Consider the following 20,984-nt stretch of genomic DNA (forward strand, 5'->3'; position numbering starts at 1 on the left):
GGATCGGTTGGGGCCTCTCGTTCTTGTGTCATTCGGTGGTCTCCGTGATCGGACGAGGCATCAGCTCTCCCCCGTCTCTTCCGGCGTGGACACGTCCGGGCACGTCCGCGGACACCAGTCGGGACACCAGTCCGTGCAGGCCGGGACCCTGAGCGTGACGGTGTCCTGATCGCTGTACGCGCCCGGCCGGGCAGTGTTCCGCTCGGTCGTCCTGGCGCGGGCCCGCCGGCGTGCCGACCGCCTCAGGCGGCAGAGGATCGCCGCGCAGCATGCGGTGATGAGGATGGGCGCCCACACATGCGCGGAAGCGATGGCGGCGTCGATCGGCTCCGCGATGGCGATCAGCAACTCAAGCAGAAGCACCGGTCGCACCCCCTTCACGGCGCCTTCGCCGCGAGATCCGGCGCTCGGCCGGGGCGCGACGCTCAGCCATACGACTCCGCCCCCGTCCAGCTCTCGGGGAGCGACGGGGCGATACGGATCGAGGTCAGCACGATGTCGTCGGCCTCCTGCGTGCGGCAGTTCGCGATGGCCTCCAGGTGCTTGCCCGGAAGCTCCTCCGCCGTGCATCCGGTGGCGTGGGTGAGCTGGTCCAGGAGCACGGTCACCCCGGCGGTGGGGTTCCAGCCGACGACGACCACGCGGGCCGTGCACATGGCGACGTCGACCGCCTGAACCTCGACCGGTGTCGCGAACCGCGGCTCGCCCCGGGCCGTGAGGTAGGCGTGGCCGAGGTCGGTGATCGACGGAGCGCCGTTGTCGACCGCGACGTACCGGAGAGCCCGTAGCGGCGTGATCAGTCCGGCCGGCTCGTTCACCGTGCCCGTGCCGTCGGCGAGCCCTCGCAGGATTCCCTCCGCGGTGTCCGGGAGCGGCACTTCGAGCGCGTGCCGGGTCACTCGGATGCGCGCCATCCGCCACGCGTGCGTGCCGCGGGTGGTCTCCGCCGAGCAGGGGCATCCGGCAACCGTGGCCGCGAACTCGGTCCGCGTGTTGCCGATGCACTCCAGCGTGCTGTTGCGCCCCTTCTGACACAACGGCGCCGTGCAGCAGGAGCAGTTCGGGCACTCGGGCTGGAGAGGGCGGAGGTACTCCGGGCCGATCGGCTCCACTGTCTGATCAGTCATGGGTTCCTGCTGTCCTGGTCGGGCACGCCCGGCGCCGGCTCGGGCCGGAGGCGTGCCTCGTGTGCGGGGTGGTCCGGCCCTCGGCGGGCAGTAATCGGTGGCGGCCGGGGCGTGGGGCGGACGGACGGCGGGCGCGTGTACCGGCGTTCTTCTCCGGCTCGCGGCCCATGAGGAAGCAGAACGGCCCGAACACCACACCGAACAGGACGATCGAGATGGCCAGGCAGGCGAGCAGGTCGCTGGTGGTGGTCGTGTGGCTCATTCGTCGGCCTCGCCGCCGTACTCGGAGGCGACCGTAACGGCGGTGACGGTGAACCCGGTGTACGACACCTTGTCCGCGGCGACGAACAGGCGCTCCACCGCCTCGTTTTCGGGGTCCGGGTACCAGTCGAGTTGCTGGTGGCACGGCTCACGGCGCGCGTAGGCCTCGCAGTGGGCGCGGGCGGCCTCCCGGTTCGTGTACAGGTCGAGGGCGAAGCGACGGTGTCCGGCTTCGGCCCGGTAGACGGTCAGTTCGGGAGGGGCCGCGGCGGCCGCCGCGTGGCCCTCACGTTTGTCTTTCAAGGGGGTGCCTCTTCTCCCGGTGTCGCAGTGGCTTTGGTGATTCGGGGCTGTCGGACGTGGCATGGTCGGGGCGGCCCCGCCCGCCGTCGCGAGACGGCGGCGTGTGATGTGCGTTTCGGCACGGGCTTGGCGGCTGCCGGCGGCGTGCTGGTGGCCGGCTCGTCCTCGAGCACACCCGCGAACGTTTTTGGGCATGACGCCGTGCAGGAAAGGCCGCTGAGCGGCAGAAGTTCTGGCGAGGCGCGCGGCCTGAGCTTCAGAACGCCTTCCGCTCGGGCATCCCGGTCGGTGCCTCCGTCTTGTCGGTCGACGTCGGCACACCGGGGCGCTTCGACTGGAGTACGACCAGCGGACAGTTCAGAACGGCGGCCATCCGGCGCAGGGTCGCGGGGGTCGCGTTGCGGCGGCCGGCCTCGATGTCGCACATCAGCGACTGGCTGATGCCGCAGCGCTCGGCGAGATTCTTCTGGGACAGTCCGGCCTGTTCCCGGGCGTACGTCACCGCCTCGGGCGCGTGATGGAAGGGGGCACCTCTGCGGCGCCGCTGGGGACGATCGCTCATGACCTGAAGGCTAGCGCGCAGTAGCGCGCATAGCAACTACTGCGCGCGCAGCACGCGCTAGTCGCGCAGGTACGCGCTAGGACGCCCGATGAGCGCCACATCCTCGGCCGAGGTGGCGCAGTAGCGCGTAGTCGTGCGAACCTGCAAGCATGAATCGAGACACGCGGCCAGAGCCGCCCCTCGAAGCCGTGCTCATCAAAAAGGCCCTCAAGCGAAACCGGATCTCCGGCCGCGAGGCAGCCAGGCGGGCCGGGATCAGCGACGCCCGGTGGCGGCAGATCGTCGGCGGTTACCAGACCGTCAGCGGCTCCCATATCCCCGTAAGGGCGCCGGACGAGACACTCGCCCGCATGGCACATGTCGCCGGGGTCACCGCCGACGAACTCAGACAGGCCGACCGCGAGGCTGCCGCCGAGGCGCTGGAGGAGCTCGCCGCACCGGCGGCAGCGGCAGACTCAACAGACGCCTACGCGAGCGATCCGCACCTCGCGGCGATCACCGCGCTCCTGGAGAGCCTCTCCCCCGAGGCGCGAAACGAAGTCCTTCGCAGGGTTGGCCACATGACACCCGCGCGGGGAGAGAAGGAGCGGGGCGAGCAGCACCGACACATCAGCTGACCCCACGTCACAAACACATCACGTATTCGCCCAGGGCTCCCATGGCCTGAGAGCGTCAAACCGTACCCCCACACCACCAGAAATCAACAAGGGGCAATACGTGGTTGACGTTCTACTGGCTGGGATCCTCGGCGCGGCGGTCCTGGCCATCACCCTCCTCCACAAGAAACAACAGAGGCAGGCGAAGCAGCTCGACCAGCTCCACGCCGAGGTCACCGCTCAAAAGATCGCCGCGCTCCAGCAACTCACGCCCACGGCCATCGTGGCACCGGAAGCGGCACCGGACACGCCGCCGGAGCCCGCCCATCGAAAGCGACACTTAGCGCTGTACATCGGTGGCGGTGTCGCCGCCGTTCTCGCCTCGCTCGGCGAGCGGATCCGTTCCCTCACACTGCGCCGCCCTCGCGGTGTTACCACGGCGGCCACCGCGCTCACCCTCGCCGCGGCCTCAACCGCCGCCGCCTTCTACGTCACCTCCGGCAGTGGCCACAACACACCTGTTCCGGGCGGCAGTTCGACACCGTCCGCAACCGCACCGGAGCACCCCAACTCGGAAGCGACGAGCACGGCTCTCGCTGCCTCCCCGTCGGCCTCGCCATCAGTTCCTCCGACTGCCTCCCCCAGGACGGCCGACACACCGGGCACGAGCACCGCAGCGCAGCGGCCCCAGCGGTCATTCACCTCCGGCCGGCCCCTGACGCCGACACCGACCGAGCCCACCCCGGGCGCGTCGACAACACATGCCCCGACACCCACGGCGCAGCCGAGCACCAGGCCACCGGCGCCGAGCGCCCCCACGCCGAGCACACCGACGGTTCAGCCGAGCACCACAGCACCGGGATCGAGCGACCCCACGCCCACGCCGACCGCTACGTCGACTCCGGGTCCGGATAACCCTGACGACTGCCTCTGCGTCTGGTTTCCCTGGCTCCCGCAGTGCACCGGCTGACAAGCCATCCCGTTCGGGAAGTCTGCCCGAATGCCACCCGGCCGTGCTGACTCATTGTCATCACGACCGGGTGGCACGGCCGCCGACCGCGCAGAACTCGCGCAACCGGCGCGCGCTTGGCTGATCAGCCGATGTCCAGGGTCACTGCGCCGGATTCACATCGATCACGTAGCTGACCTCGTAGTCCCAGTCACTCCACGCGAGCAGCCCTGGCTCTTCGACGATGTTCGGCTTCCTGTCCGAGAACTTCCACTTGAACGGCCCGCTGCGCCCGTCCGGATAGGCGGCCACATTCACCCTCTTCTGGACCGTCCCAAGGACGTCGTCCCTGTCGATGCTCGCCAGAACCGAGATCAGCGCCGGCGGCGTGGCGGCGAGAATCGCTCCGGCAACCGCCCCCACGGCGGGGGTGGCCAGGGAACCGACGGCGGTTCCGATGGCTCCGGTGAGCGCGGAGACCAACGCCACGTACTTGGCGTTGAAATCATTCTCGCTGAAGTCCTGATCCCGGAATTCGAGGCCCAGCTCGACGAAGTCGTCGACATACACGTTGTCATCGAAGATCACATAATCAGGGCCGGAGAGAATCTTCTGCTGCCCACTATTGATTTCGATCGCCTTGGTCAGAATCGCCTTGTGCTTGGCCCCGGACCGAGAGCTGGTCCCCGCGCCACCCGCGACGTAGAGTTCATCGGCGCCGGTAATGTCTTCGGTGTCACCGCAGTGCACGGACTTCAGCGCGATGGTGACACGCTTCTGGTCGTCGTTCGAATCTGCCATGGGATTCTCTCCTCTTCGGGGAATCGATCTGAAGCATGTGCCCATGGTCGGTGTCCCTTGGGCGCAGCCTGCAACCCATACCTAGTCGGTGGCGCGGCATTTCCCCCTCGCTCACATGCAGCGGGGGATACATGACGCCGGCCGTCATGTAGGTGCACCATGCTTGAGGCATGAAGTCGGACCGGTTGCTCTCCATCCTGCTGTTGCTACAGACACACGGGCAGGTGTCCGCCGGCGAGCTGGCATCGCGCCTGGAGGTGTCGGTGCGCACGATCTACCGGGACGTCGAGGCGCTGTCGGCCGCAGGGGTGCCGGTGTACGCGGAGCGCGGGCGCAACGGCGGTATCGCGTTGCTGCCGGGGTACCGGACCGATGTCACCGGCCTGACCGCCGACGAGGCCCGCGCGTTGTTCGTGTTGGTCACGGAGCAGGCGCATGCGGATCTGGGGTTGGGGCCGGCGATCGGTTCGGCGCTGCGCAAGGTGATGGCGGCGCTCCCGGCGCCGTTTCGCGGGGACGCCGATCTGGCGAGCAGGCGGATCATGATCGATCCGGTGCGCTGGCGCAGCAGCCCGCGGCCGTCGACGGTCGATCTCGGGGTGCTCCAGGCCGCGGTGTTCAACGACCGGCGGCTACGGTTGCGCTACCGGCACGGCCGTGACGCTCAGGTGCGGTCGTACACGCTGGATCCCTACGGGCTGGTGAGCAAGGCCGGGGCCTGGTACCTGGTGGCGGACCACCGGGGGCAGCCGATGATGTTCCGTTCGGACCGAATGCTGTCGGCGTCGCTGGTCGACGAGCCGGTGAGCCGCCGTGACGGGGTGGAGCTGGCGGATGTGTGGGAGGTGCTCCGGCAGCGCGTCGACCGGATCCCGGCGCCGGTGCGGGTGATCGTGCGGGTGCAGCGGTCGGAGCTGGCCCGCTTCCTGCGCTATCACGAAGCCGACCTGGTGGGTCCTGCGTCCGCCTTGACCGAGGCGGAGGCGGAGGCGGACGCGGAGGCGGAGGCGGAGGCGGGCAGCGAGGGGGAACCGGTGGAGCTGGAGCTGCGGTTTCCCGCGCTTCGGGCGGCCGAACAGCTGTTGGTGTTCGGCCCGGCGGTCGAGGTGATGGAGCCTGCGGAGCTGCGCGAGGCCCTGGTCCGGCGGGCGCGGGAGACCATCGCTCTGTACGCCGAGGGTCGCGGCGTCTGACACACCCGGCACGGGCCCCTGGGACGAAGATTCCAGAAATACATGACGCTCGCTGTCAAGTATCGCTGCCCAAGATGGGACACGAACCTGCCGGAGCACCGTTCGCGCGGCGGGGACGAAACACCCTGAAAGGAACACTTCCCATGACTGCCACCAGCGGCTCCGCCCAGAAGATCGCCGACCAGTTCGCCCGTGCCTGGCTCGGTCGCGACGTAGAGAAGGCGCTGGGCTTCCTCGCCGACGACGTCGTGTGCGAGGCCCCGAACGGCCGCTTCGAGGGCGTGGCCCGCTATCGCGAGTTCCTGGAGCCGTTCGCGACCGCGCTCATCAGCGGCACGGTGATCAACGTGCTGGCCGACGACACCCACGCGGCGACCGTCTACACCACCGACACGCCCTTCGCGAAGGACTTCCGCGGCGTCGACTACATCACCGTCGAGAACGACAAGATCACCCACGTGATCAGCGTCTTCGACCTGCTCCCGGCGGTCCAGGCCGGAGCCAAATCCCAGCACTGACCAGGAAGGAAAGCGGGTCTGCCGTCCGTCCGCGCGACGGCGGCGGGCCCGCCGCGCCCCTCCGCGAAAGAAGCGTCTCACGTCATGACTTCTCCGTGGCCGGCGCTGGTGAGGTCGTCGCGCCGGCCGACAGCAACTTCTCCGCCAGCACGTGACAGCGCCTCCGGAGCTCCGGAGGGTCGAGCACCTCGAAGTCGTGCCCCAGCAGGAGCACATGCATGAGCACGAAGTCGAGGCTGGCGGCGCCACTGAGCACCTCGCAGAGCTCGCTCCCCCGCCGTCGTACGACGGCCGCGGCCGCCGGGATCTGCGCGCGCACCGTGTCGGCCGACGCGTGCACGAGGAAGCGCGCCTGGTGCGGATAGACCCGACTCGCCACACTCTCCTGCACATACGTCGCCGCGTCGGGCGCCTCGCGCGGGCGAAAGCTCCAGGACCGTGCGGACACATCGGTCATCCGGTCGACGCGGAAGTTGCGCCAGTCGTCGCGGTCGAGGTCGTAGGCGAGGAGATACCAGCGCCGGTCGGAGGCGACCAGACGGTAGGGCTCGACCCGCCGCCGTCGTACCTCACTCCCGGACGGGTAGTCGAAACCGGCCTCGACCTCGTCGCGGCTGGCTCTGGCCAGCGTCATGAGCACCTCCGGGTCGACCGGCGTGCGGCCTCCGCCGAAGAACTCCACCGCGCCGGAGAGCGCGCCCACCTTGTGCCGCAGCCGGGTGGGCAGCACCTGGTCGAGCTTGGCCAGCGCTCGGAGTGCGGCGTCGCCGGCGCCTGCGACCGCGCCACCCGCTCCGGCGAGCAGCGAGACCGCGGTGGCGATCGCCTCCTCGTCGTCGAGCAGCAGCGGCGGCAGGTCGTGCCCCGGGCCGAGCTGATAGCCGCCGCCGACGCCCTGGCTGGCATGCACCGGATAGCCGAGCGTCCGCAGTCGCTCGACATCACGCCGCACCGTGCGCGGTGTGACCCCGAGCCGGTCGGCGAGCTCGGGGCCGGTCCAGACCCGGCGCTGCTGCAACAGCCCGAGCAGGGTGAGCACCCGCTCCGTCGTGCCCCGCTCATCACCGCTTGCCACATCCATGCCGCCCACTCTGCCAGACGATAGCGGACCGATTCTGTCCGCTAGGAGTGTCAGGGTGGCTTCATCGACACAGACGCACGATCGCCCGGCGACTCGGGCACGTCGTCCGTGGGAGTACGTCTGCCACGCGACGTCTCCCCGCCCACGAAATCCGCTACGAACGGAGCAACCCGATGAGCCGACACATCCAGGTCACCTTCGACGCCCATGACCCGCGGGCGCTGTCGTCCTTCTGGCGCGACGTACTGGGCTATGTCCACCCCGGGCCGCCCGGAGTCGACCTGCCCGACGGGGCCGACCCGCTGGCCGCGTGGGACGACTTCCTCGCGGGGATCGGCGTACCGGAGGAGCAGCGCAACACGAAGTCGGCCATCGAGGACCCTGACGGGCGCGGCCCACGGCTGTTCTTCCAGCAGGTGCCGGAGGGCAAGGTCGCCAAGAACCGTGTCCACCTCGACGTCCGTGCGGCTCCCGGACTGCGGGGAGAGGAGCGGATGGCGGCGCTGGAGGCCGAGTGCGACCTGCTCGTCTCGCTCGGAGCCACGCGGGTACGCCGCGACGAACCCGCTCCCCCGTTGAGCGCCGGCTTCATCGTGATGGCAGACCCCGAGGGCAACGAGTTCTGCCTGGACTGACGCAGCTGGGACGGCACCCCGCCCGCCACCGGCGCGGGCCGGTGGCGGCGGCCGGCTCACCGTCGAGAGCAACCGTCTCGTGCTGTTGATCGGCTATGGATGGCGCTTCTGTGACTTCGATTCGACCCGTCCGAGCGGGTTGGGGCCATCCGTCAGCGCGTCACACGCCGTCTGCCACGCGGAATCCCCGGGGTAGAGCTCGGTGCGGAGGTAGGCCCAGGTGAGCCGCTGGACCGCAGCCACCCGCTCGGGGTTCTCGTCCGTGGTCTCGGCGACGTCATATCCGGAGATCCCGCCGAGCCCGTGCTCTGCCTCGAACAGGGTCAGCAGGGACTTGCGGCCCGGGGAGAGGACGTACGGATCGGTGTGCCAGTCCGGGCCGCGAACCGTCAGATGGGCAGAAGTGTCCTTATCGCCGGCGACCACGAGCGTGGGGGTCGTCATCTCGGAGAAATCCGTGGTCAGGAAGAACGAGTAATTCTCGGCCGCGAACTCGCTGAGGGCATCGCCACCCCTGCCGGGCGCGGCAAGCAGTACACCCGCCTTGATCCGGGGCTCGGCCAGGTTCACTTCCGTTCCGTCGTGCGGATCGGTGAGCCGGGCGCCCAGCAGCAGGCTCGCGGTGTGCCCGCCCATCGAGTGCCCGGCCACGGCGACCTTGCTGTGGTCCAGGCGCCCGAGGAGCTGTGGAACGGCGGCCTCGATCGCGTCGAGCTGGTCGACGATGCGCTTCATGTCCTCGGCCCGTGATCGCCAGTGGAGAGGCGCCCCGGGGGTGTCGGCGTCCAGGCTCAGTGTCCTGGAGCTCAGATGGGTGGGCTGGATCACGACGAAGCCGTGCGCCGCCCAGAAGTTGGCGAGTGGGGCGTATCCGTTCAGCGAGGAGAGGTTGTTCGAGTATCCCTGGCCGTGCGAGAGGAGGATGACCGGCAGGTCGCCCCCGGTCACAGGCGCGGAGACGCGCACCTCCAGGCCCACGGCCCGGCCGGGAGCCGGCAGCACCACCGGACTGACCGAGAGGACGGGAGTGGGTGAGCTGAACATGTCCGCTGTGTAGGTCGATTCACTCATGATGCGCATTTCCCTTCAAGGGCCTCTGTCACCGCTCTCATGCGGCTGGCGGCGTGGCAAGGCGGTCAGGAGCGTCCGGCTTCAGCCACAGCCAGAAGCGGAGCGCCGTTCCGCTTAACATACGGAGCGCTGTTCCGCTTTGTCAACGGCTACCGGAAGGGGGACCGCCGGCCTACACAGATCGGCGCCGAAGGGTCATGGAGAGGACGAGGAGGACGAGCCCCGCTGTCGGAGCCAGCGCGAAGGCGGCGGAGGCGCCCAGGCTGTCGGCAGTGCGGCCCGCGAGGGGCGCCGCGAGCGCCGACCCGGCCGCGCTTGCGGAGTTGTTCCAGGTGAAGGCCTGGGTGAGGACGGCCGGGGGGACGGACTTCTCGGTGAGAACGTTCAGCAGGACGAGCGTCGGCGGCACTGCCGCCTCCGTGACCACCATGGCTGCGCCGAGCCAGATCGGGGATGGCGCGAGAGGAAGCAGCAGCCCTGCTCCGGTCAGGTACGCGGTGACGACGACGAGTTGGAGATGTGCCGGAGCACGACGGCGACCCAGCCCGTAGAGCCAGCCGGAGAGCAGCCCGCTGAGGCCGGAGACGGTGATGATCGGCGCGGCCGCCTCGGGCGTGCCATGTCCGAGGGCGAAGGCGCTTACCGAGACGCCCATGGTGCCGAAGTAGAGCCCGATGGCCAGGTTGAGCATGGCGAGGAGGACGAAGTCCGGTCGCACCAGAGCCTGTTCGGTGTGCATACCCTCGGTGTGCCCGCAGGCGGGCCGGGGCGCGGTGCGGCGCTGGGCGGCCAGGGCTCCTCCTCCGCTCAGGATCAGGGCCGCGGCGATGGCACTGGCCAGGGCCGCGTCGTCGGCCGCACCGAGCGCACTGACCAGGACGGGCCCGAGGAGGAAGGCGGTGGAGTTGGCCAGCGCTTCCAGGGAGAAGACGGTGGGTAGTTCATCGGCCCGCCCCTCGCGCAGCAGGTGGGCCCAGCGGGCCGCGGAGAGAGCTCCGAGCTGAGGGATTGCCGCCCCGGCACAGGTGGCGGAGACAACCAGTGCGGCCGAGGAGGTGGCGGCCAGGACACCGACGATGGCGGCGCCGTGGGCGAAGAGGGAGAACGGCAGGACACGGGTCTGGCCGAACCGGTCGACCAGGCGGGCCAGATGGGGGCCGATCAGGGCCTCGGCGAGGGCAAACCCGGCGGTGGCAAGGCCGGCGGTGCTGTAGGAGCCGGTACGGGCATGTACCAGCCAGACCAGGCCGAGGCCGGTCATGGCGATGCCGACGCGCCCCACGGCGGCGGCGAGGAAGAATGCGGCGGCACCGGGGATGCGCAGCAGCGGACGGTAGCCGGATGCGGCGGACGACATAAGGAGTCCTTCGTCGCCGCCAGGCGGGGCGGGCCACCCCAGGTCGCCGGCGCCTGACACCCCGTCGGGGTGCGAAGAAGTCAATGGTGCGACCCGTGGCCCGCCAGGGGCGTCCAGGACTGCGGAAGGACGGGACACGCGCCCTCGCCGCCACCCCGTTCACCAGGCGGAGGAAAAAATGCCAGGCCCGGGCCAAGACGGGACCGAGCGACTGGGAGGACGGTAACAGGGCGGAACACGGTTCACGCAAGGGCTTTGCGGACAGTTCCGGTGCGGTCGCCCAAGATCGCAGGGGAGGGTCGTCATGCGCGACGGAAAGTGGCTGGAGTAGTCGCCGGGCGGACTCCGAACCTGCGTTGCAGCTCAGCCAGAACCCGAGAGCCGCCCGTCACATCGGGAGGGAGAACAGGCGCACTGCCCCTGAAGGCCAGGGGGCGTTGTCGCGCAGAGGCGTCACCATGGTTCGCAGTGGCATGGTCACCAATCGGTTCGCGGGCTGTTCGACGAGTACGTCCTCGTCCAGCGCGTGCCATCCGAGGCGCTGGTACAGCGGCACGAGGGGAGGTCGGCAGAACAGGAGCGCGTGCTGAGGACCCATCGTGCGAGCGTGGTCGAGTGCCGCTGCGACCACGAGTCGAGCCAGCCCCTGGCCTTGCATGTCGGGTGCGACGGCCACTCCACCGACGCCCATCACCTCCGTCTCGGCGTCGCCGATCGCAACAGACAGCCGCCGCAGACCGGCATGTGCCACAAGCCGGTCGCCGTGTCTGATGCCGAAGTGTTCTTCTTTGGGCAGCCAGGTCAAACCGGCCGCGGCAACGCCGAAAGGGTCATCGCCGTCGCCGAGGATCTCCTCCTGCTCCGTGTTCGTGTACCGAGAGAGCCGCACGACGGTCGGTGCTACGAAGGATTGGTTCTCAGACATCCCCACATCATGATCTCTCCATCGGGAAACGGCCAAGCCATCGCTCAGCCGATCGTCGAGAAAGGGCCCGGTGTGACGTTGTTGTTCAACCAGTGCGTCGTCGCCCGTCAGTGGCTGGTGGCGTGCTGGTAGGCCCGTCGCAGGAGGCGTGGTATCAGGCGCAGCCGACCGCTTGGGAGCGGATAGCCATTGACGGTGGCCCAGGCACACACGGCATCGAAGTCGGGGTCTTCGGTGGTCATGTCCGGCGTGCCACGGACCGCGTACGCGGGGAGTCGGGCCTTGGTGAGGAACGCGGGGGGCAGGGAGAGCCCGAAGCGCTTTTCGACGACGGCGAGAGTGCGACCGCGAAGGGCCGCGTAGTCCTCGTCGTCCTCGTCCTCGTCCTCGTCCTCGTCCTCGGGAGCACAGTGTGTTTTCCCGTCGGGGCGCAGAATCCCGGCGGCGACGAGGTCGGGCAACAGCAGGTCCGGCTCCTCGCCCCAGCGGATGGCCTCCTCGCACAGTCCGAAGCCGCACATGGAGTGGCCATCGCGTGCGTAGAAGAAGGTGGCGGGAGGATGTTCCCCTACCGGCACATAGTGAATGGCCTCCGCTCCCTCGCGGGAGATCTCTTCCAGGCGTTGGCCCCCGGTGGAATCACCGTACTCGATCGCGAACGCCCAACCGGCGTGCTCGCCGACCCGGACAACTCCGTCGCCTCTCCCGTCGGGCCGGTAGATCTCCATGTCCAGCTGCACCACTTCGGCGCCGGTGATCGGCTCGGTTCCCGCCCCGGGCGCCCCTCCCATCCGTACCGCCAGCTCCTCCGCGTCGATCCCGCGGGCAAAGACCACACCCGTCATCCAGCCCGTCAGCGCGTCCCCATCCGCCAGCCACCGAATACCGTCGCCCATGGCCCCTCCAACTCGTAGGCATCGCACGCGCGTTGTCCACGGCGACCCTACGGGGCTCCACTGACACCCCTGCCCGCCCATACGGTGACACCTGCTGGCCCTCACGCCCCAGGGCTGACAGGCTTCGTGGGGAACAGCATTGGGGAGGTCGGCGATGAAGGACGAGGTGACGGTCCTGGACGAGCAGGTTGCTGTCGGGGACCCCTGGGAGGGCGTGGACGCGGAGGCCTTGGCGGAGGCTGCCCGGCAACAGGCCGAACGTCCGGTGCCGGGCATCGAGGACATGGCGTCGTATCTCGCCGCCCAGGTATCCGATGACTCCCACCGGGAGGTCATCGGCCCGCTGCTGGACGGCCGGGGCGCGAGTGGCGTCGTCGTCCGGCGTGGCACCGTGATCGCGTCCTGGGGTGATCCGACGCGCGTGGAGATGGCGTACAGCGCGACGAAGAGTGTGCTGGCTCTGGTGGCCGGCATCGCCCATGACGACGGCCTGCTGGACCTCGACGAGCCGGTGTCCGCCCGTGTCGGGCTGGAGCAGTTCACGGACGCCCACGGGCGTGCGATCAGCTGGCGCCACTTGCTCGACCAGACAAGCCAGTGGGAGGGCCGGCTGTGGGGAAAGCCCACGTCGGTCGATGCGCAGAGCAGGAGGGAGGGCACCGAGTCGGCGGGCGGTCCACCCGGGGAGGGGTGGGCGTACAACGATGTCCGGGTGAACCTGACCGCGCTGGCCCTCACCGCCCTGTTCCGCCGCGCCGTGCCGGAGGTTCTGCGGGACCGCGTCATGGCCCCGATCGGCGCGTCGCCGTCCTGGTCCTGGCACGGCTATGCCAACTCCTTCCTGGACCTCGACGGTGCCCGGCTGCCGGTGGTCTCGGGCGGTGCCCACTGGGGCGGCGGACTGTGGATCAGCGCGCTCGACCTGGCCCGGATCGGACACCTGTGTCTGCGGGGCGGCCGATGGGGCAGCACACAGGTGGTGTCCACTCGCTGGATCGAGCAGATGTGGACACCGTGCCGGGTCAAGCCCAACTACGGCCTGTCCTGGTGGCTCAACGACGACCGCACGGTGTGGCCCTCCGCCCCGTCGACCGGGCGCTGCGCCCGCGGCAACGGCGGCGGACACCTGATGTGGGTCGACCCCGCCCGCGACTTGGTGATCAGCTCCCGCTGGGGCGCCGAAGTCGAGACTCTCCTCGCGACCGTGTCCGAGGCGGTCGAGCCCGACGGCCCCGTCACCTGAGCTTGTCCACGCCGTACGTGGCGGGGGTCAGGTGGTGGCCACCAGCAGGTCCTCTCCACTCGACGGGCGAAGGCCGTCGGCGCGACCGGCGAAGTAGCGCTCGGCGAGCTGAGCTCCCGATACGTGTCGGGCGTCTGCGAAGCCGGCCTCGCGGGCCAGTGTCAGCATTCCCTGCGGGGCGTAGAAGCTGATGAACGGCGTACCGGACGCTCGCGCGCCTTCCTGGCTCGCCCGGAGGCCGGGGCGGTCGGCGTCGACGACAAGTTCGGTCGGCAACATGAAGGTCATGGCGAGCATCGAGCCGGGGGCGAGCCCCGCGATCTGACGCAGGGTGGCCGCGGTGGCGTCTTTGGTGAGGTACATGGTGACGCCGGTGGAGACGATGAGCGCCGGCCGGCCGGGATCGAAGCCGACGGCGGCCAGTTGTTCCAGCCAGGACCCGCCGGCCTCGAAGTCGACCGGCACCAGGTGCAGCCAGTCGGGGACGCCGTAGCCGAGTTCGGCCAGGCGGTGGCGCTTCCACGCCTGGGGGCCGGGCTGGTCGACCTCGAAGACCCGCAGCCGGGAGGCGATCTCGGGTCTGCGCTGGGCGAAGGTGTCCAGGCCGGCTCCCAGGATGACGTACTGAGCCACACCGCGGTCGGCCTGCTCGGCGACCAGGTCCTCGATGTAGCGAGCGCGGGCCACGATGGCTGCCCGGAACCCGCTGGTGGCGCGCGGGTCCATGTCGGGGCGGCGGCGCCAGTCATCGTCGGGGGCCGCCAGCTGTCGGCCGATGTCGTCCTCCAGTACGTGGGGTGGCGGGTCGACCTGGATGTGCATCGCCCGCCAGAGGGCGACCCGTACCGCTGTGCTGTCCGGCGCCTCGGCCTGCTCGCCTGTCATGACGTTCCCTTCTCGTTCCGTTCGGTTCCCGACGGGAGCCTGGAGCCTCCACAGACGCCCGCCGGGGTCGCAGACGGAGGGGACATTGTCAGTCGGGCAGCGTCGGTCGCTGAAGGTCGGCGAGCGGCCAGTCCTGCGCCGGCCAGAACCAGCAATGTACCGACGACCGTGCGAGCGGTCACGGGTTCGGAGAGCACGAGCACGCCTGCCGAGACCGCGACGACCGGGGCCACGTAGGTGATGAACGCGGCACGCGCCGGACCCTCGGCGCTGACCAGGGCGAAGAACGCGGTGAAACCGCCCGCGGTGCAGGCCGTGCCCAGGCCGATGACCGCGAGCAGGACCCGGGCGGTGACCTGGGGAGCCGGTTCCGTGGCGGCGGCCACCGCCAGCAGCGGGACGGAGGCCGTCGCCAGCATGCCCGCGGTGACGGTCAGGGGCGGTACGTCGCGGAAGAGCCGGTGCATCAGCAGGGCACCCACCGCGTAGCAGGCCGCGGCTGCCAGCACCGGCACGGCGCCCTTGCCCGCGCCCGCCACACCCAGCAGGACGACGACGCCGAGGAAACCGAGGGCCGCACCGGCCCACGCCCCACGCGCCAGCCGCTCGCGCTTCCCCCAGAGCAGGCCCAGGGCCAGGATGAACAGCGGCTCCGTGGCGATCAGCACCCCGGCGAGTCCGGAAGACACCGTGTGCTCCCCCACCGCGATGAGCGTGAACGGCACCGCCACCTCCACCACGCCGAGCAGCAGCAGCGGACGCCATCGCTCGCGCAGCAGCCTCGGGAGGCCGCGCCGCCACGCCACCGGAAGCAGGACCAGGGCGCCCAGAGCGACCCGCCCGGCCACCACGCCCACCGGGCCCAGCCCCTCCAGCGCCACGCTGATCAGGAGGTACGGCACCCCCCACAGCACGGAGACGGTGATGAACAGCGGCAGGCCACGGCGGCTCATCGGCACTCCACAGGGTCGAGGGCGTGCTGGGCGCCCGCCGGCCGTGGCCACCCGGGTGCGACGCCTGGAGAGTCTCCAGGTGATCACCGGCTATGGCGCGCGCGTCGACCCGGCCAGGGCCGGCTGGCCCGTCCAGGCCTTCGTGGTGTTGTCCACCACAGGGATCCGTCAGTCCCACCAGACCGCCCACATCGCTCGGGCCGCGCCGCACATCCTCGAAGACCACCGTGTCACCGGCACCGACGACCACATCCTGCGCGTGGTGGCGCGGGAGATCGGCGCGCTCGAGCCGCTCATCGACCAGCTCAACGAGCTGGGCAAGCCCGCGACGTCCTTCGTGCTCTCCTCGCCCAAGGCCTGGGGCCCCGTCCCACCGCCGGCCGCGTCCGACTGACGCGTCCGGCGCTCAGACGACGGTGATGGCCCCGGTGATGACGGCGAAACCTATGTAGGCGAGGGAGACGGGGATGCCCCAGCGCAGGGCGTACTTCTGGAAATCGCCGAGCTCCGCCTTGACGAGGCCCAGGAGGACCCACAGGGGTGCGCTGGTGGGGCCCATCATGTGGAGGATCTGGCCGATGGCGCCGGCGCGGGCGATCTGGTTGGCGTCGATGCCGTAGTGGGCGGCGGATTCGGCGAGGACGGGGACGACGCCGAACCAGTAGCCGTCGTTCGACATGAAGAAGCCGAGCGGCAGGGCGAGGATGGCGGTGAACAGCGGGATGAGGTTGCCCATGGAGTCGGGGACGACGGAGAGGGCGGCGTCGGCCATGGCCTTGATCATGCCGGAGTCGGTCATGATGCCGGTGAACACGCCGGCCGCCAGGACGAGGATCATCACGGGGACGGCGTTGGCGGCCTGGCGCTTGATGAGTTCCTGCTGGTCGCCGATGCTGCGGATGTTGACGAGCAGGGCGATGACGAATGCCACCATGAACAGCACCAGGAGGTCGGCGACCTCGAGGATGAGCAGCACCATCAGCAGCACGGTCAGAGCGGCGTTGAACCACATGCGCCAGTCCGCCTTCACCGGCTCGAAGGCTTCGCCCGAGGCGATCTCGAGCTTGTAGGCGGCGAGCTTCTCGGGGTCGATCTTGTTGCGTTCGCGCAGGCCGAGCCAGTAGGCGACGGCGATGATGGCCAGGCTGGTGAAGGCCATGGGGCCGATCATGTGGACGAAGTAGTCAGTCGCGTTCAGGTGCAGGACGCTGATGCCTCGGGTGGCGGCACCGCCCCACGGGGTGGTGCCCGAGATGGTGCCCAGCGCCATCGCGGCGATCACGGCGACGATCAGGGGATTCATGCCCAGGCGCCGGTAGATGGGCAGGAACGCCGAACAGATGATCATGTAACTGGTGGTGCCGTCGCCGTCGAGGGCGACGCACAGAGCCAGGACGGCGGTGCTGACGCAGATGCGCACCGGGTCGCCCTTGGCGGCGCGGATGATGGCCTGGCACACGGGCTCGAAGAGTTTGCACTCCATCATCAGGCCGAAGTAGAGGACGGCGAACAGCAGCAGCGCGGCGGTGGGCGCGACCGTGTCCAGACCGTTCGTGATCATGTCCCCGAGCTTGGCGCCCTTGCCCGCTATGAGGGCGGCGGCGATCGGGGTGAGCATGATGGCGGTGAACGCGGAGAGGTGCTTCCGCATCACGAGCAGCATGAAGCTGCCCAGGGTGGCGAAGCCGAGGACGGCGAGCATCGTTGCTCCTTGGGGCAGGGCTGAAGGGCCGCTGTCGGGCGGGGGTGAGGGGGTGCGCGGTTCGGTTGCGTGTCGGGTCGTGTAGCGACCAGCAGCACACGCGGCGCCGTGCGGCTCGCACGATGCGAGAGGAGGCCGGCCCATCACCGGACTTCCGGCCAACCGGTTTACCGGATTGCCGGTAGGTAACTAGAATCCAGCCATCACGTCAATACCGAAGTGAGGAATTCGATGGCCGAACTCGCCAGGATCACGGTCGAGCCGCGAGAGCCGCTGGCAGCCGAGGTCTCCCGCCGCCTGATCGACTACCTGATGTCCGGCGAGGTGCAGCCCGGCGACCGCATCCCCTCCGAGCGACAGCTGACCGAGATGCTCGGGGTGAACCGGCCCACCGTGCGTGAGGCGATCAAGTCGCTGGGCTTCCTCGGCCTGCTGGAGATCCGCCAGTCCAGCGGGACGTACTTCCGAGGCGCCGACTCCGACGTCCTCTACCGCCTGTTCGAACTGGGCCTGGTGCTCGGCGAGCGGGGTGCCCGGGACATGGTGCAGGCCCGCGCGGAACTCGAGGTCATCGTGGCGGGCCTGGCCGCACAGACCCGTGACGAGCCGGGCATCGAGCTGCTGCGCGCCCGGCTGGCCACCATGCGGGAGTGCCCGGACGAGGAGTTCCCCGAGGCGGACACGGCCTTCCACGCGGCCTTGGGCGAGCTGGCCGGCAACGCGGTTCTGCGGGACATGCTCAAGGGCATGCGGGCGATGATCCAGCGCGGCTGGGTGGAGCGCACCGGCGCCGTCCGGTCTCGCGAGGTGGCCTACGCCGACCACGTGCCCATCTTCGAGGCGGTCGCGAAGGGGGACGCCGAGGCCGCCCGCGCGGCGATGGCCCGGCATATGGACGGCGCGTCCCGGCGGCTGATGGAAGCCCTCGAACAGCGCCAGGCATAGCGGGCCCTGGGCCGCCGGACATGGTCCGACGGCCCAAGCGCATCTCCACAAGGACAACCGGTTTACCGGTTGACTGGTTGACCGACTACTTCTAGAGTGGCGGCGCGGCAGCGCGACGAAACGCCGCCGCGCCCCATCCCGCGCCTGCCCCACGGCCTGGCCCTCCCGCGCCGACCGAAGCCGGCCCGGGTCAGGGACACTTCCCGGTCCCCGTCTACCGGAAGAGGAAAGAACCCCGGTGATCGAACCCCACCCTCTGGTCGCCATGATCCATGCAGTGCCGGCGGGAGCCCGCATCGCCCAGGAGGCGTTCGCGCGAGAGTTCCCGCAGGCCACGGTGTGGAACGTGCTGGACGACCGGCTTCTGGACGACGCCCGCGATGTCGGCGGGCTCACCGATGTGCTGCGCCGCCGCATGCTCCGCCTGATCGGTCACGTGATGGACGGCGGCGCCCACGGCCTGCTGCTGACCTGTTCTTCCTACGGAGAAGTGGTGGACACCGCCCGCGCCCTGTGGGACGTGCCCGTCCTGAAGTCCGACGAAGCCATGTTCAAAGCCGCCCTGGCCGGCCCGTTCGAGCGCATCGCCGTCGTCGCCTCCACCCCGCCCGCCGTCCCGGCGGCCGTGGCCCAGGTCGAAGCGCTCATCCCGACGGCGCGACCCGACCGGCCGGTCGACATCGTGACCGCGCTGAGCGAAGCCGCGGCCGACGCGGACACTCCGGAAGCCGCCGCCCGCCACCTGGCCGACGCCCTGACAGCCGTCGGCGCCGCCGACGCCGATGCGGTGTTGCTGGCGCAGTACTCCCTCACCCCGGCGCGAGACGCGCTGGCCGAGTTGCTGGGCGTCCCCGTACTCGACGGTGCCGGCGCCGCCGCCCGTGAACTGCGCGGGCAGCTCATCCCCGGCGCGGGGCAGGCGGTTCCTGAGTCGGCGGTCGCGCCATGACCACGCTTCTGCCGTGGCCGCTGGCCTACACCGTCTCCAGCGACGACTGCCGTACGCCCATGCCGCTCGGCTTCGACGCGCCGTTCGCCGAAGCTGTCCGGCAGTTGGCCGAACTCGGCTACAACGGTGTGGAGGTCCAGGTCCGTGAGACCACCGCGCGCGACGCCGATGCCATGCTCCGGACGGCCGAGAGCGGCGGGCTGAAGATCCTCGGTGTCGCTACCGGTCCCGTCGCCGCGCAGGACAACCTGACGCTGACCGATCCCTCCCCGGACATCCGCCGCCACGCACTCGACCGGCTGCTGGGCGCGGCCCGCCTCGCCGGAGCCCTGGGTGTTCCCCTCACTCTCGGCCAGGCCCGCGGTACCTTTCTGCCGGGGCTGGAGGATGTGCAGCGGGCCTGGGCCGAACGCGCTGTGCGGCAGCTGGCGCAAGAAGCGGCCACGGTCGGCAGCCGCCTGTTGCTCGAACCGCAGTCACGCGCGAACACGTCCCTATGGCACACTCCCGACCAAGCCCTCGCCGCCATCGCCGCGCTCGGCGCACCGGCCGGACTGGTGCTGGACACCCACCACCTCGCGGCCGAGGGCATCGATGCCGTCCAGGCCGTCACGGACCACGCCACCTCGACCGGCTGTCTCCAGCTCGCGGCGCCGGGCACACGGGGCCCGCTGACCGTCGGCGACCACCGGCTGCCCGCCCTGCTGCAAGCCCTGCGCCAGGGCGGCTTCACCGGGTGGCTGACGCTGGAACACACCCAGGACGGCGACAGCTTCAAAGCCGCCGCCCGGTCCTGGACCGCCCTCGCCGACGCCGCCACCACCGTGCCGTAGCACCGGCGGTCACCCAAAACACCCTGACCCGCCGCACACGCGACCGATTGTTCTCCAGAGAGGAACCCGCACCATGAGCACCACGACCTACCGCCTCGGCGTCCTGGAGGGCGACGGTATCGGCCCCGAGATCGTCCCGTCCTCCGTCGAGATCGCCGCCGCGGCCGCCCAGGCGGCCGGTGTCTCCGTCGACTGGGTGACCCTGCCGCTGGGCGCCGCCGCGATCGAGTCGCACGGCACCCCGGTCCCCGATGCCACCAAGGACGCCCTGGCCGGTCTGGACGGCTGGTACCTCGGCCCGCACGACTCCGTCAGCTACCCCGAGCCGCACAAGTCCGCCCTCAACCCCTCGGGCACCCTGCGCAAGCACTTCCAGCTGTTCGCCAACATCCGCCCCGCCAAGAGCTTCCCCGGCGCGAAGGCCGTGTGTGACAGCGCCGACCTGGTCATCGTCCGCGAGAACACCGAAGGTTTCTACGCCGACCGCAACACCTTCGCCGGCACGGGCGAGTTCATGCCGACCCCCGACACGGCCATCATGCTGGGCATCATCACCCGCGAGGCCACCGAACGCGTGGCCCGTGTCGCCTTCGACCTGGCGCGCTCACGCCGCAAGAAGCTCACCATCGTCCACAAGGCCAACGTCCTGAAGCTCACCACCGGCCTGTTCCGCACGGTGTGCCAGGAAGTCGCGCAGGACTACCCGGATGTCACGGTGGACGACTTCCACATCGACGCCATGACCGTGCACCTGGTGCGCCGCGCCCAGGACTTCGACGTCATCGTCACCGAGAACATGTTCGGCGACATCCTCTCCGACCTGGCCGGCGAGATCTCCGGCTCGCTGGGCACCGCGCCGTCCATCAACGCCTCCGCCACCACCGCCATGGCCCAGGCGTCCCACGGTTCCGCCCCCGACATCGCCGGGCAGAACATCGCCAACCCGGTCGCCATGATCCTCTCTGGCGCGATGCTGTTCCAGTGGCTCGGTGCCAAGCACGGCGACGAGTCGCTGACCGCCGCGGCGAAGATCATCGGGGCGGGTGTGGCCGATGCCATCGCCTCCGGCGTCTCCACCCGCGACCTCGGAGGCAGCGCCTCCACGACCGAGTTCACCGCCGCCGTCCTCAAGGCCATCACCGCCGTCGGCCGGAACTGACCCACTGCTCCGGGGCGGGCCCTCCGCAAGCCCGCCGCCC

General features: G+C 70.0%; 24 protein-coding genes. 10 read left to right on the forward strand and 14 right to left on the reverse strand.

Features of this window, described 5'->3' with window-relative positions; all coding sequences use genetic code 11:
- Nucleotides 1-60 precede the first annotated feature (60 nt).
- The 5 genes from ABTY62_RS31840 to ABTY62_RS31860 form a co-directional block, all read right to left on the reverse strand.
- A complete protein-coding gene (locus ABTY62_RS31840) occupies nucleotides 61-363 on the reverse strand; it encodes a hypothetical protein (protein ID WP_352132880.1) in 303 nt (100 codons plus the stop codon).
- A 62-nt stretch (nucleotides 364-425) separates the two neighbouring features.
- Nucleotides 426-1,127, reverse strand: a complete 702-nt coding sequence (locus tag ABTY62_RS31845; RefSeq protein ID WP_352132881.1) for a hypothetical protein — start codon at nucleotides 1,125-1,127, stop codon at nucleotides 426-428.
- Nucleotides 1,120-1,389 (reverse strand): hypothetical protein, encoded by a 270-nt coding sequence (locus ABTY62_RS31850; RefSeq protein WP_352132882.1) that lies wholly within the window; start codon nucleotides 1,387-1,389, stop codon nucleotides 1,120-1,122. Before ABTY62_RS31850 ends, ABTY62_RS31845 begins: the two co-directional genes overlap by 8 nt.
- On the reverse strand, nucleotides 1,386-1,691 hold the full coding sequence (locus ABTY62_RS31855) for a hypothetical protein (RefSeq protein WP_352132883.1): 306 nt from the start codon (nucleotides 1,689-1,691) through the stop codon (nucleotides 1,386-1,388). The genes ABTY62_RS31850 and ABTY62_RS31855 overlap by 4 nt, the downstream gene beginning before the upstream one ends.
- 256 nt (nucleotides 1,692-1,947) lie before the next feature.
- The gene (locus ABTY62_RS31860; RefSeq protein ID WP_352132884.1) at nucleotides 1,948-2,253 is read right to left on the reverse strand and encodes a helix-turn-helix domain-containing protein; all 306 of its coding nucleotides are present in this window, start codon (nucleotides 2,251-2,253) and stop codon (nucleotides 1,948-1,950) included.
- A 149-nt stretch (nucleotides 2,254-2,402) separates the two neighbouring features.
- Between ABTY62_RS31860 and ABTY62_RS31865 the strand changes: the two genes are divergently transcribed.
- Nucleotides 2,403-2,870, forward strand: coding sequence for a helix-turn-helix domain-containing protein (locus tag ABTY62_RS31865; RefSeq protein WP_352132885.1), 468 nt, complete (start codon nucleotides 2,403-2,405; stop codon nucleotides 2,868-2,870).
- Between the two features lie 1,090 nt (nucleotides 2,871-3,960).
- Here the strand turns inward: ABTY62_RS31865 and ABTY62_RS31870 are convergent.
- Entirely contained in the window at nucleotides 3,961-4,599 is a 639-nt protein-coding gene (locus ABTY62_RS31870; RefSeq protein ID WP_352132886.1) for a hypothetical protein, read from the reverse strand.
- 170 nt (nucleotides 4,600-4,769) lie between these two features.
- Between ABTY62_RS31870 and ABTY62_RS31875 the strand changes: the two genes are divergently transcribed.
- Together ABTY62_RS31875 and ABTY62_RS31880 are read left to right on the forward strand one after the other, a co-directional pair.
- A complete protein-coding gene (locus tag ABTY62_RS31875; protein ID WP_352132887.1) occupies nucleotides 4,770-5,792 on the forward strand; it encodes a helix-turn-helix transcriptional regulator in 1,023 nt (340 codons plus the stop codon).
- A gap of 143 nt (nucleotides 5,793-5,935) precedes the next feature.
- Nucleotides 5,936-6,310, forward strand: coding sequence for a nuclear transport factor 2 family protein (locus ABTY62_RS31880; protein WP_352132888.1), 375 nt, complete (start codon nucleotides 5,936-5,938; stop codon nucleotides 6,308-6,310).
- 82 nt (nucleotides 6,311-6,392) lie between these two features.
- Here ABTY62_RS31880 and ABTY62_RS31885 read toward each other — a convergent pair whose 3' ends face one another.
- Nucleotides 6,393-7,391, reverse strand: a complete 999-nt coding sequence (locus ABTY62_RS31885) for a helix-turn-helix transcriptional regulator (protein WP_352132889.1) — start codon at nucleotides 7,389-7,391, stop codon at nucleotides 6,393-6,395.
- Nucleotides 7,392-7,564: 173 nt separating this feature from the next.
- Here ABTY62_RS31885 and ABTY62_RS31890 point away from each other — a divergent pair, with 173 nt between their 5' ends.
- Nucleotides 7,565-8,026, forward strand: a complete 462-nt coding sequence (locus ABTY62_RS31890; RefSeq protein WP_352132890.1) for a VOC family protein — start codon at nucleotides 7,565-7,567, stop codon at nucleotides 8,024-8,026.
- Nucleotides 8,027-8,119: 93 nt separating this feature from the next.
- Here the strand turns inward: ABTY62_RS31890 and ABTY62_RS31895 are convergent, their stop codons facing one another.
- From ABTY62_RS31895 to ABTY62_RS31910, 4 genes are all read right to left on the reverse strand, one after another.
- Entirely contained in the window at nucleotides 8,120-9,097 is a 978-nt protein-coding gene (locus tag ABTY62_RS31895; protein WP_352132891.1) for an alpha/beta hydrolase family protein, read from the reverse strand.
- 172 nt (nucleotides 9,098-9,269) lie between these two features.
- Nucleotides 9,270-10,454 (reverse strand): MFS transporter, encoded by a 1,185-nt coding sequence (locus ABTY62_RS31900; protein WP_352132892.1) that lies wholly within the window; start codon nucleotides 10,452-10,454, stop codon nucleotides 9,270-9,272.
- A 388-nt stretch (nucleotides 10,455-10,842) separates the two neighbouring features.
- Complete coding sequence (locus ABTY62_RS31905; RefSeq protein WP_352132893.1) at nucleotides 10,843-11,379, reverse strand: GNAT family N-acetyltransferase; 537 nt, start codon at nucleotides 11,377-11,379, stop codon at nucleotides 10,843-10,845.
- 107 nt (nucleotides 11,380-11,486) lie between these two features.
- Nucleotides 11,487-12,275 carry a DUF6461 domain-containing protein gene (locus ABTY62_RS31910; protein ID WP_352132894.1) on the reverse strand — a complete coding sequence of 263 codons (789 nt, stop codon included), beginning with the start codon at nucleotides 12,273-12,275 and terminating at the stop codon, nucleotides 11,487-11,489.
- Between the two features lie 154 nt (nucleotides 12,276-12,429).
- Here ABTY62_RS31910 and ABTY62_RS31915 point away from each other — a divergent pair, with 154 nt between their 5' ends.
- Entirely contained in the window at nucleotides 12,430-13,518 is a 1,089-nt protein-coding gene (locus ABTY62_RS31915) for a serine hydrolase domain-containing protein (protein WP_352132895.1), read from the forward strand.
- Between the two features lie 27 nt (nucleotides 13,519-13,545).
- Here ABTY62_RS31915 and ABTY62_RS31920 read toward each other — a convergent pair whose 3' ends face one another.
- Together ABTY62_RS31920 and ABTY62_RS31925 are read right to left on the reverse strand one after the other, a co-directional pair.
- Complete coding sequence (locus ABTY62_RS31920; RefSeq protein WP_352132896.1) at nucleotides 13,546-14,403, reverse strand: class I SAM-dependent methyltransferase; 858 nt, start codon at nucleotides 14,401-14,403, stop codon at nucleotides 13,546-13,548.
- Entirely contained in the window at nucleotides 14,400-15,356 is a 957-nt protein-coding gene (locus ABTY62_RS31925; protein WP_352132897.1) for a DMT family transporter, read from the reverse strand. Before ABTY62_RS31925 ends, ABTY62_RS31920 begins: the two co-directional genes overlap by 4 nt.
- 79 nt (nucleotides 15,357-15,435) lie before the next feature.
- On the opposite strand from ABTY62_RS31925, the gene ABTY62_RS31930 reads away from it, so the two are divergent.
- Complete coding sequence (locus tag ABTY62_RS31930; RefSeq protein WP_352132898.1) at nucleotides 15,436-15,750, forward strand: Lrp/AsnC family transcriptional regulator; 315 nt, start codon at nucleotides 15,436-15,438, stop codon at nucleotides 15,748-15,750.
- Nucleotides 15,751-15,762: 12 nt separating this feature from the next.
- Here ABTY62_RS31930 and ABTY62_RS31935 read toward each other — a convergent pair whose 3' ends face one another.
- The gene (locus ABTY62_RS31935; RefSeq protein WP_352132899.1) at nucleotides 15,763-17,058 is read right to left on the reverse strand and encodes a CitMHS family transporter; all 1,296 of its coding nucleotides are present in this window, start codon (nucleotides 17,056-17,058) and stop codon (nucleotides 15,763-15,765) included.
- A gap of 231 nt (nucleotides 17,059-17,289) precedes the next feature.
- On the opposite strand from ABTY62_RS31935, the gene ABTY62_RS31940 reads away from it, so the two are divergent.
- From ABTY62_RS31940 to ABTY62_RS31955, 4 genes are all read left to right on the forward strand, one after another.
- Nucleotides 17,290-18,003, forward strand: a complete 714-nt coding sequence (locus tag ABTY62_RS31940) for a FadR/GntR family transcriptional regulator (protein WP_352132900.1) — start codon at nucleotides 17,290-17,292, stop codon at nucleotides 18,001-18,003.
- Between the two features lie 265 nt (nucleotides 18,004-18,268).
- Nucleotides 18,269-18,952, forward strand: a complete 684-nt coding sequence (locus tag ABTY62_RS31945) for an aspartate/glutamate racemase family protein (protein ID WP_352132901.1) — start codon at nucleotides 18,269-18,271, stop codon at nucleotides 18,950-18,952.
- Nucleotides 18,949-19,785 carry a sugar phosphate isomerase/epimerase family protein gene (locus ABTY62_RS31950; RefSeq protein WP_352132902.1) on the forward strand — a complete coding sequence of 279 codons (837 nt, stop codon included), beginning with the start codon at nucleotides 18,949-18,951 and terminating at the stop codon, nucleotides 19,783-19,785. Before ABTY62_RS31945 ends, ABTY62_RS31950 begins: the two co-directional genes overlap by 4 nt.
- A 73-nt stretch (nucleotides 19,786-19,858) precedes the next feature.
- Nucleotides 19,859-20,944 (forward strand): isocitrate/isopropylmalate dehydrogenase family protein, encoded by a 1,086-nt coding sequence (locus ABTY62_RS31955; protein WP_352132903.1) that lies wholly within the window; start codon nucleotides 19,859-19,861, stop codon nucleotides 20,942-20,944.
- The last annotated feature ends 40 nt before the right edge of the window (nucleotides 20,945-20,984 follow it).

This window comes from Streptomyces sp. NPDC097640 (assembly GCF_040302705.1).
Lineage (GTDB): Bacteria > Actinomycetota > Actinomycetes > Streptomycetales > Streptomycetaceae > Streptomyces.

Bases quoted from the DNA above. Each gene is read 5' to 3' on its own strand.
- ABTY62_RS31850 (WP_352132882.1), bottom strand. From the start codon at position 1,389: ATGAGCCACACGACCACCACCAGCGACCTGCTCGCCTGCCTGGCCATC.
- ABTY62_RS31910 (WP_352132894.1), bottom strand. From the start codon at position 12,275: ATGGGCGACGGTATTCGGTGGCTGGCGGATGGGGACGCGCTGACGGGC.
- ABTY62_RS31940 (WP_352132900.1), top strand. From the start codon at position 17,290: ATGGCCGAACTCGCCAGGATCACGGTCGAGCCGCGAGAGCCGCTGGCA.
- ABTY62_RS31915 (WP_352132895.1), top strand. From the start codon at position 12,430: ATGAAGGACGAGGTGACGGTCCTGGACGAGCAGGTTGCTGTCGGGGAC.
- ABTY62_RS31950 (WP_352132902.1), top strand. From the start codon at position 18,949: ATGACCACGCTTCTGCCGTGGCCGCTGGCCTACACCGTCTCCAGCGAC.
- ABTY62_RS31920 (WP_352132896.1), bottom strand. From the start codon at position 14,403: ATGACAGGCGAGCAGGCCGAGGCGCCGGACAGCACAGCGGTACGGGTC.
- ABTY62_RS31865 (WP_352132885.1), top strand. From the start codon at position 2,403: ATGAATCGAGACACGCGGCCAGAGCCGCCCCTCGAAGCCGTGCTCATC.
- ABTY62_RS31955 (WP_352132903.1), top strand. From the start codon at position 19,859: ATGAGCACCACGACCTACCGCCTCGGCGTCCTGGAGGGCGACGGTATC.
- ABTY62_RS31925 (WP_352132897.1), bottom strand. From the start codon at position 15,356: ATGAGCCGCCGTGGCCTGCCGCTGTTCATCACCGTCTCCGTGCTGTGG.
- ABTY62_RS31880 (WP_352132888.1), top strand. From the start codon at position 5,936: ATGACTGCCACCAGCGGCTCCGCCCAGAAGATCGCCGACCAGTTCGCC.
- ABTY62_RS31905 (WP_352132893.1), bottom strand. From the start codon at position 11,379: ATGTCTGAGAACCAATCCTTCGTAGCACCGACCGTCGTGCGGCTCTCT.
- ABTY62_RS31945 (WP_352132901.1), top strand. From the start codon at position 18,269: ATGATCCATGCAGTGCCGGCGGGAGCCCGCATCGCCCAGGAGGCGTTC.
- ABTY62_RS31860 (WP_352132884.1), bottom strand. From the start codon at position 2,253: ATGAGCGATCGTCCCCAGCGGCGCCGCAGAGGTGCCCCCTTCCATCAC.
- ABTY62_RS31870 (WP_352132886.1), bottom strand. From the start codon at position 4,599: ATGGCAGATTCGAACGACGACCAGAAGCGTGTCACCATCGCGCTGAAG.
- ABTY62_RS31845 (WP_352132881.1), bottom strand. From the start codon at position 1,127: ATGACTGATCAGACAGTGGAGCCGATCGGCCCGGAGTACCTCCGCCCT.
- ABTY62_RS31935 (WP_352132899.1), bottom strand. From the start codon at position 17,058: ATGCTCGCCGTCCTCGGCTTCGCCACCCTGGGCAGCTTCATGCTGCTC.
- ABTY62_RS31875 (WP_352132887.1), top strand. From the start codon at position 4,770: ATGAAGTCGGACCGGTTGCTCTCCATCCTGCTGTTGCTACAGACACAC.
- ABTY62_RS31895 (WP_352132891.1), bottom strand. From the start codon at position 9,097: ATGAGTGAATCGACCTACACAGCGGACATGTTCAGCTCACCCACTCCC.
- ABTY62_RS31900 (WP_352132892.1), bottom strand. From the start codon at position 10,454: ATGTCGTCCGCCGCATCCGGCTACCGTCCGCTGCTGCGCATCCCCGGT.
- ABTY62_RS31885 (WP_352132889.1), bottom strand. From the start codon at position 7,391: ATGGATGTGGCAAGCGGTGATGAGCGGGGCACGACGGAGCGGGTGCTC.
- ABTY62_RS31890 (WP_352132890.1), top strand. From the start codon at position 7,565: ATGAGCCGACACATCCAGGTCACCTTCGACGCCCATGACCCGCGGGCG.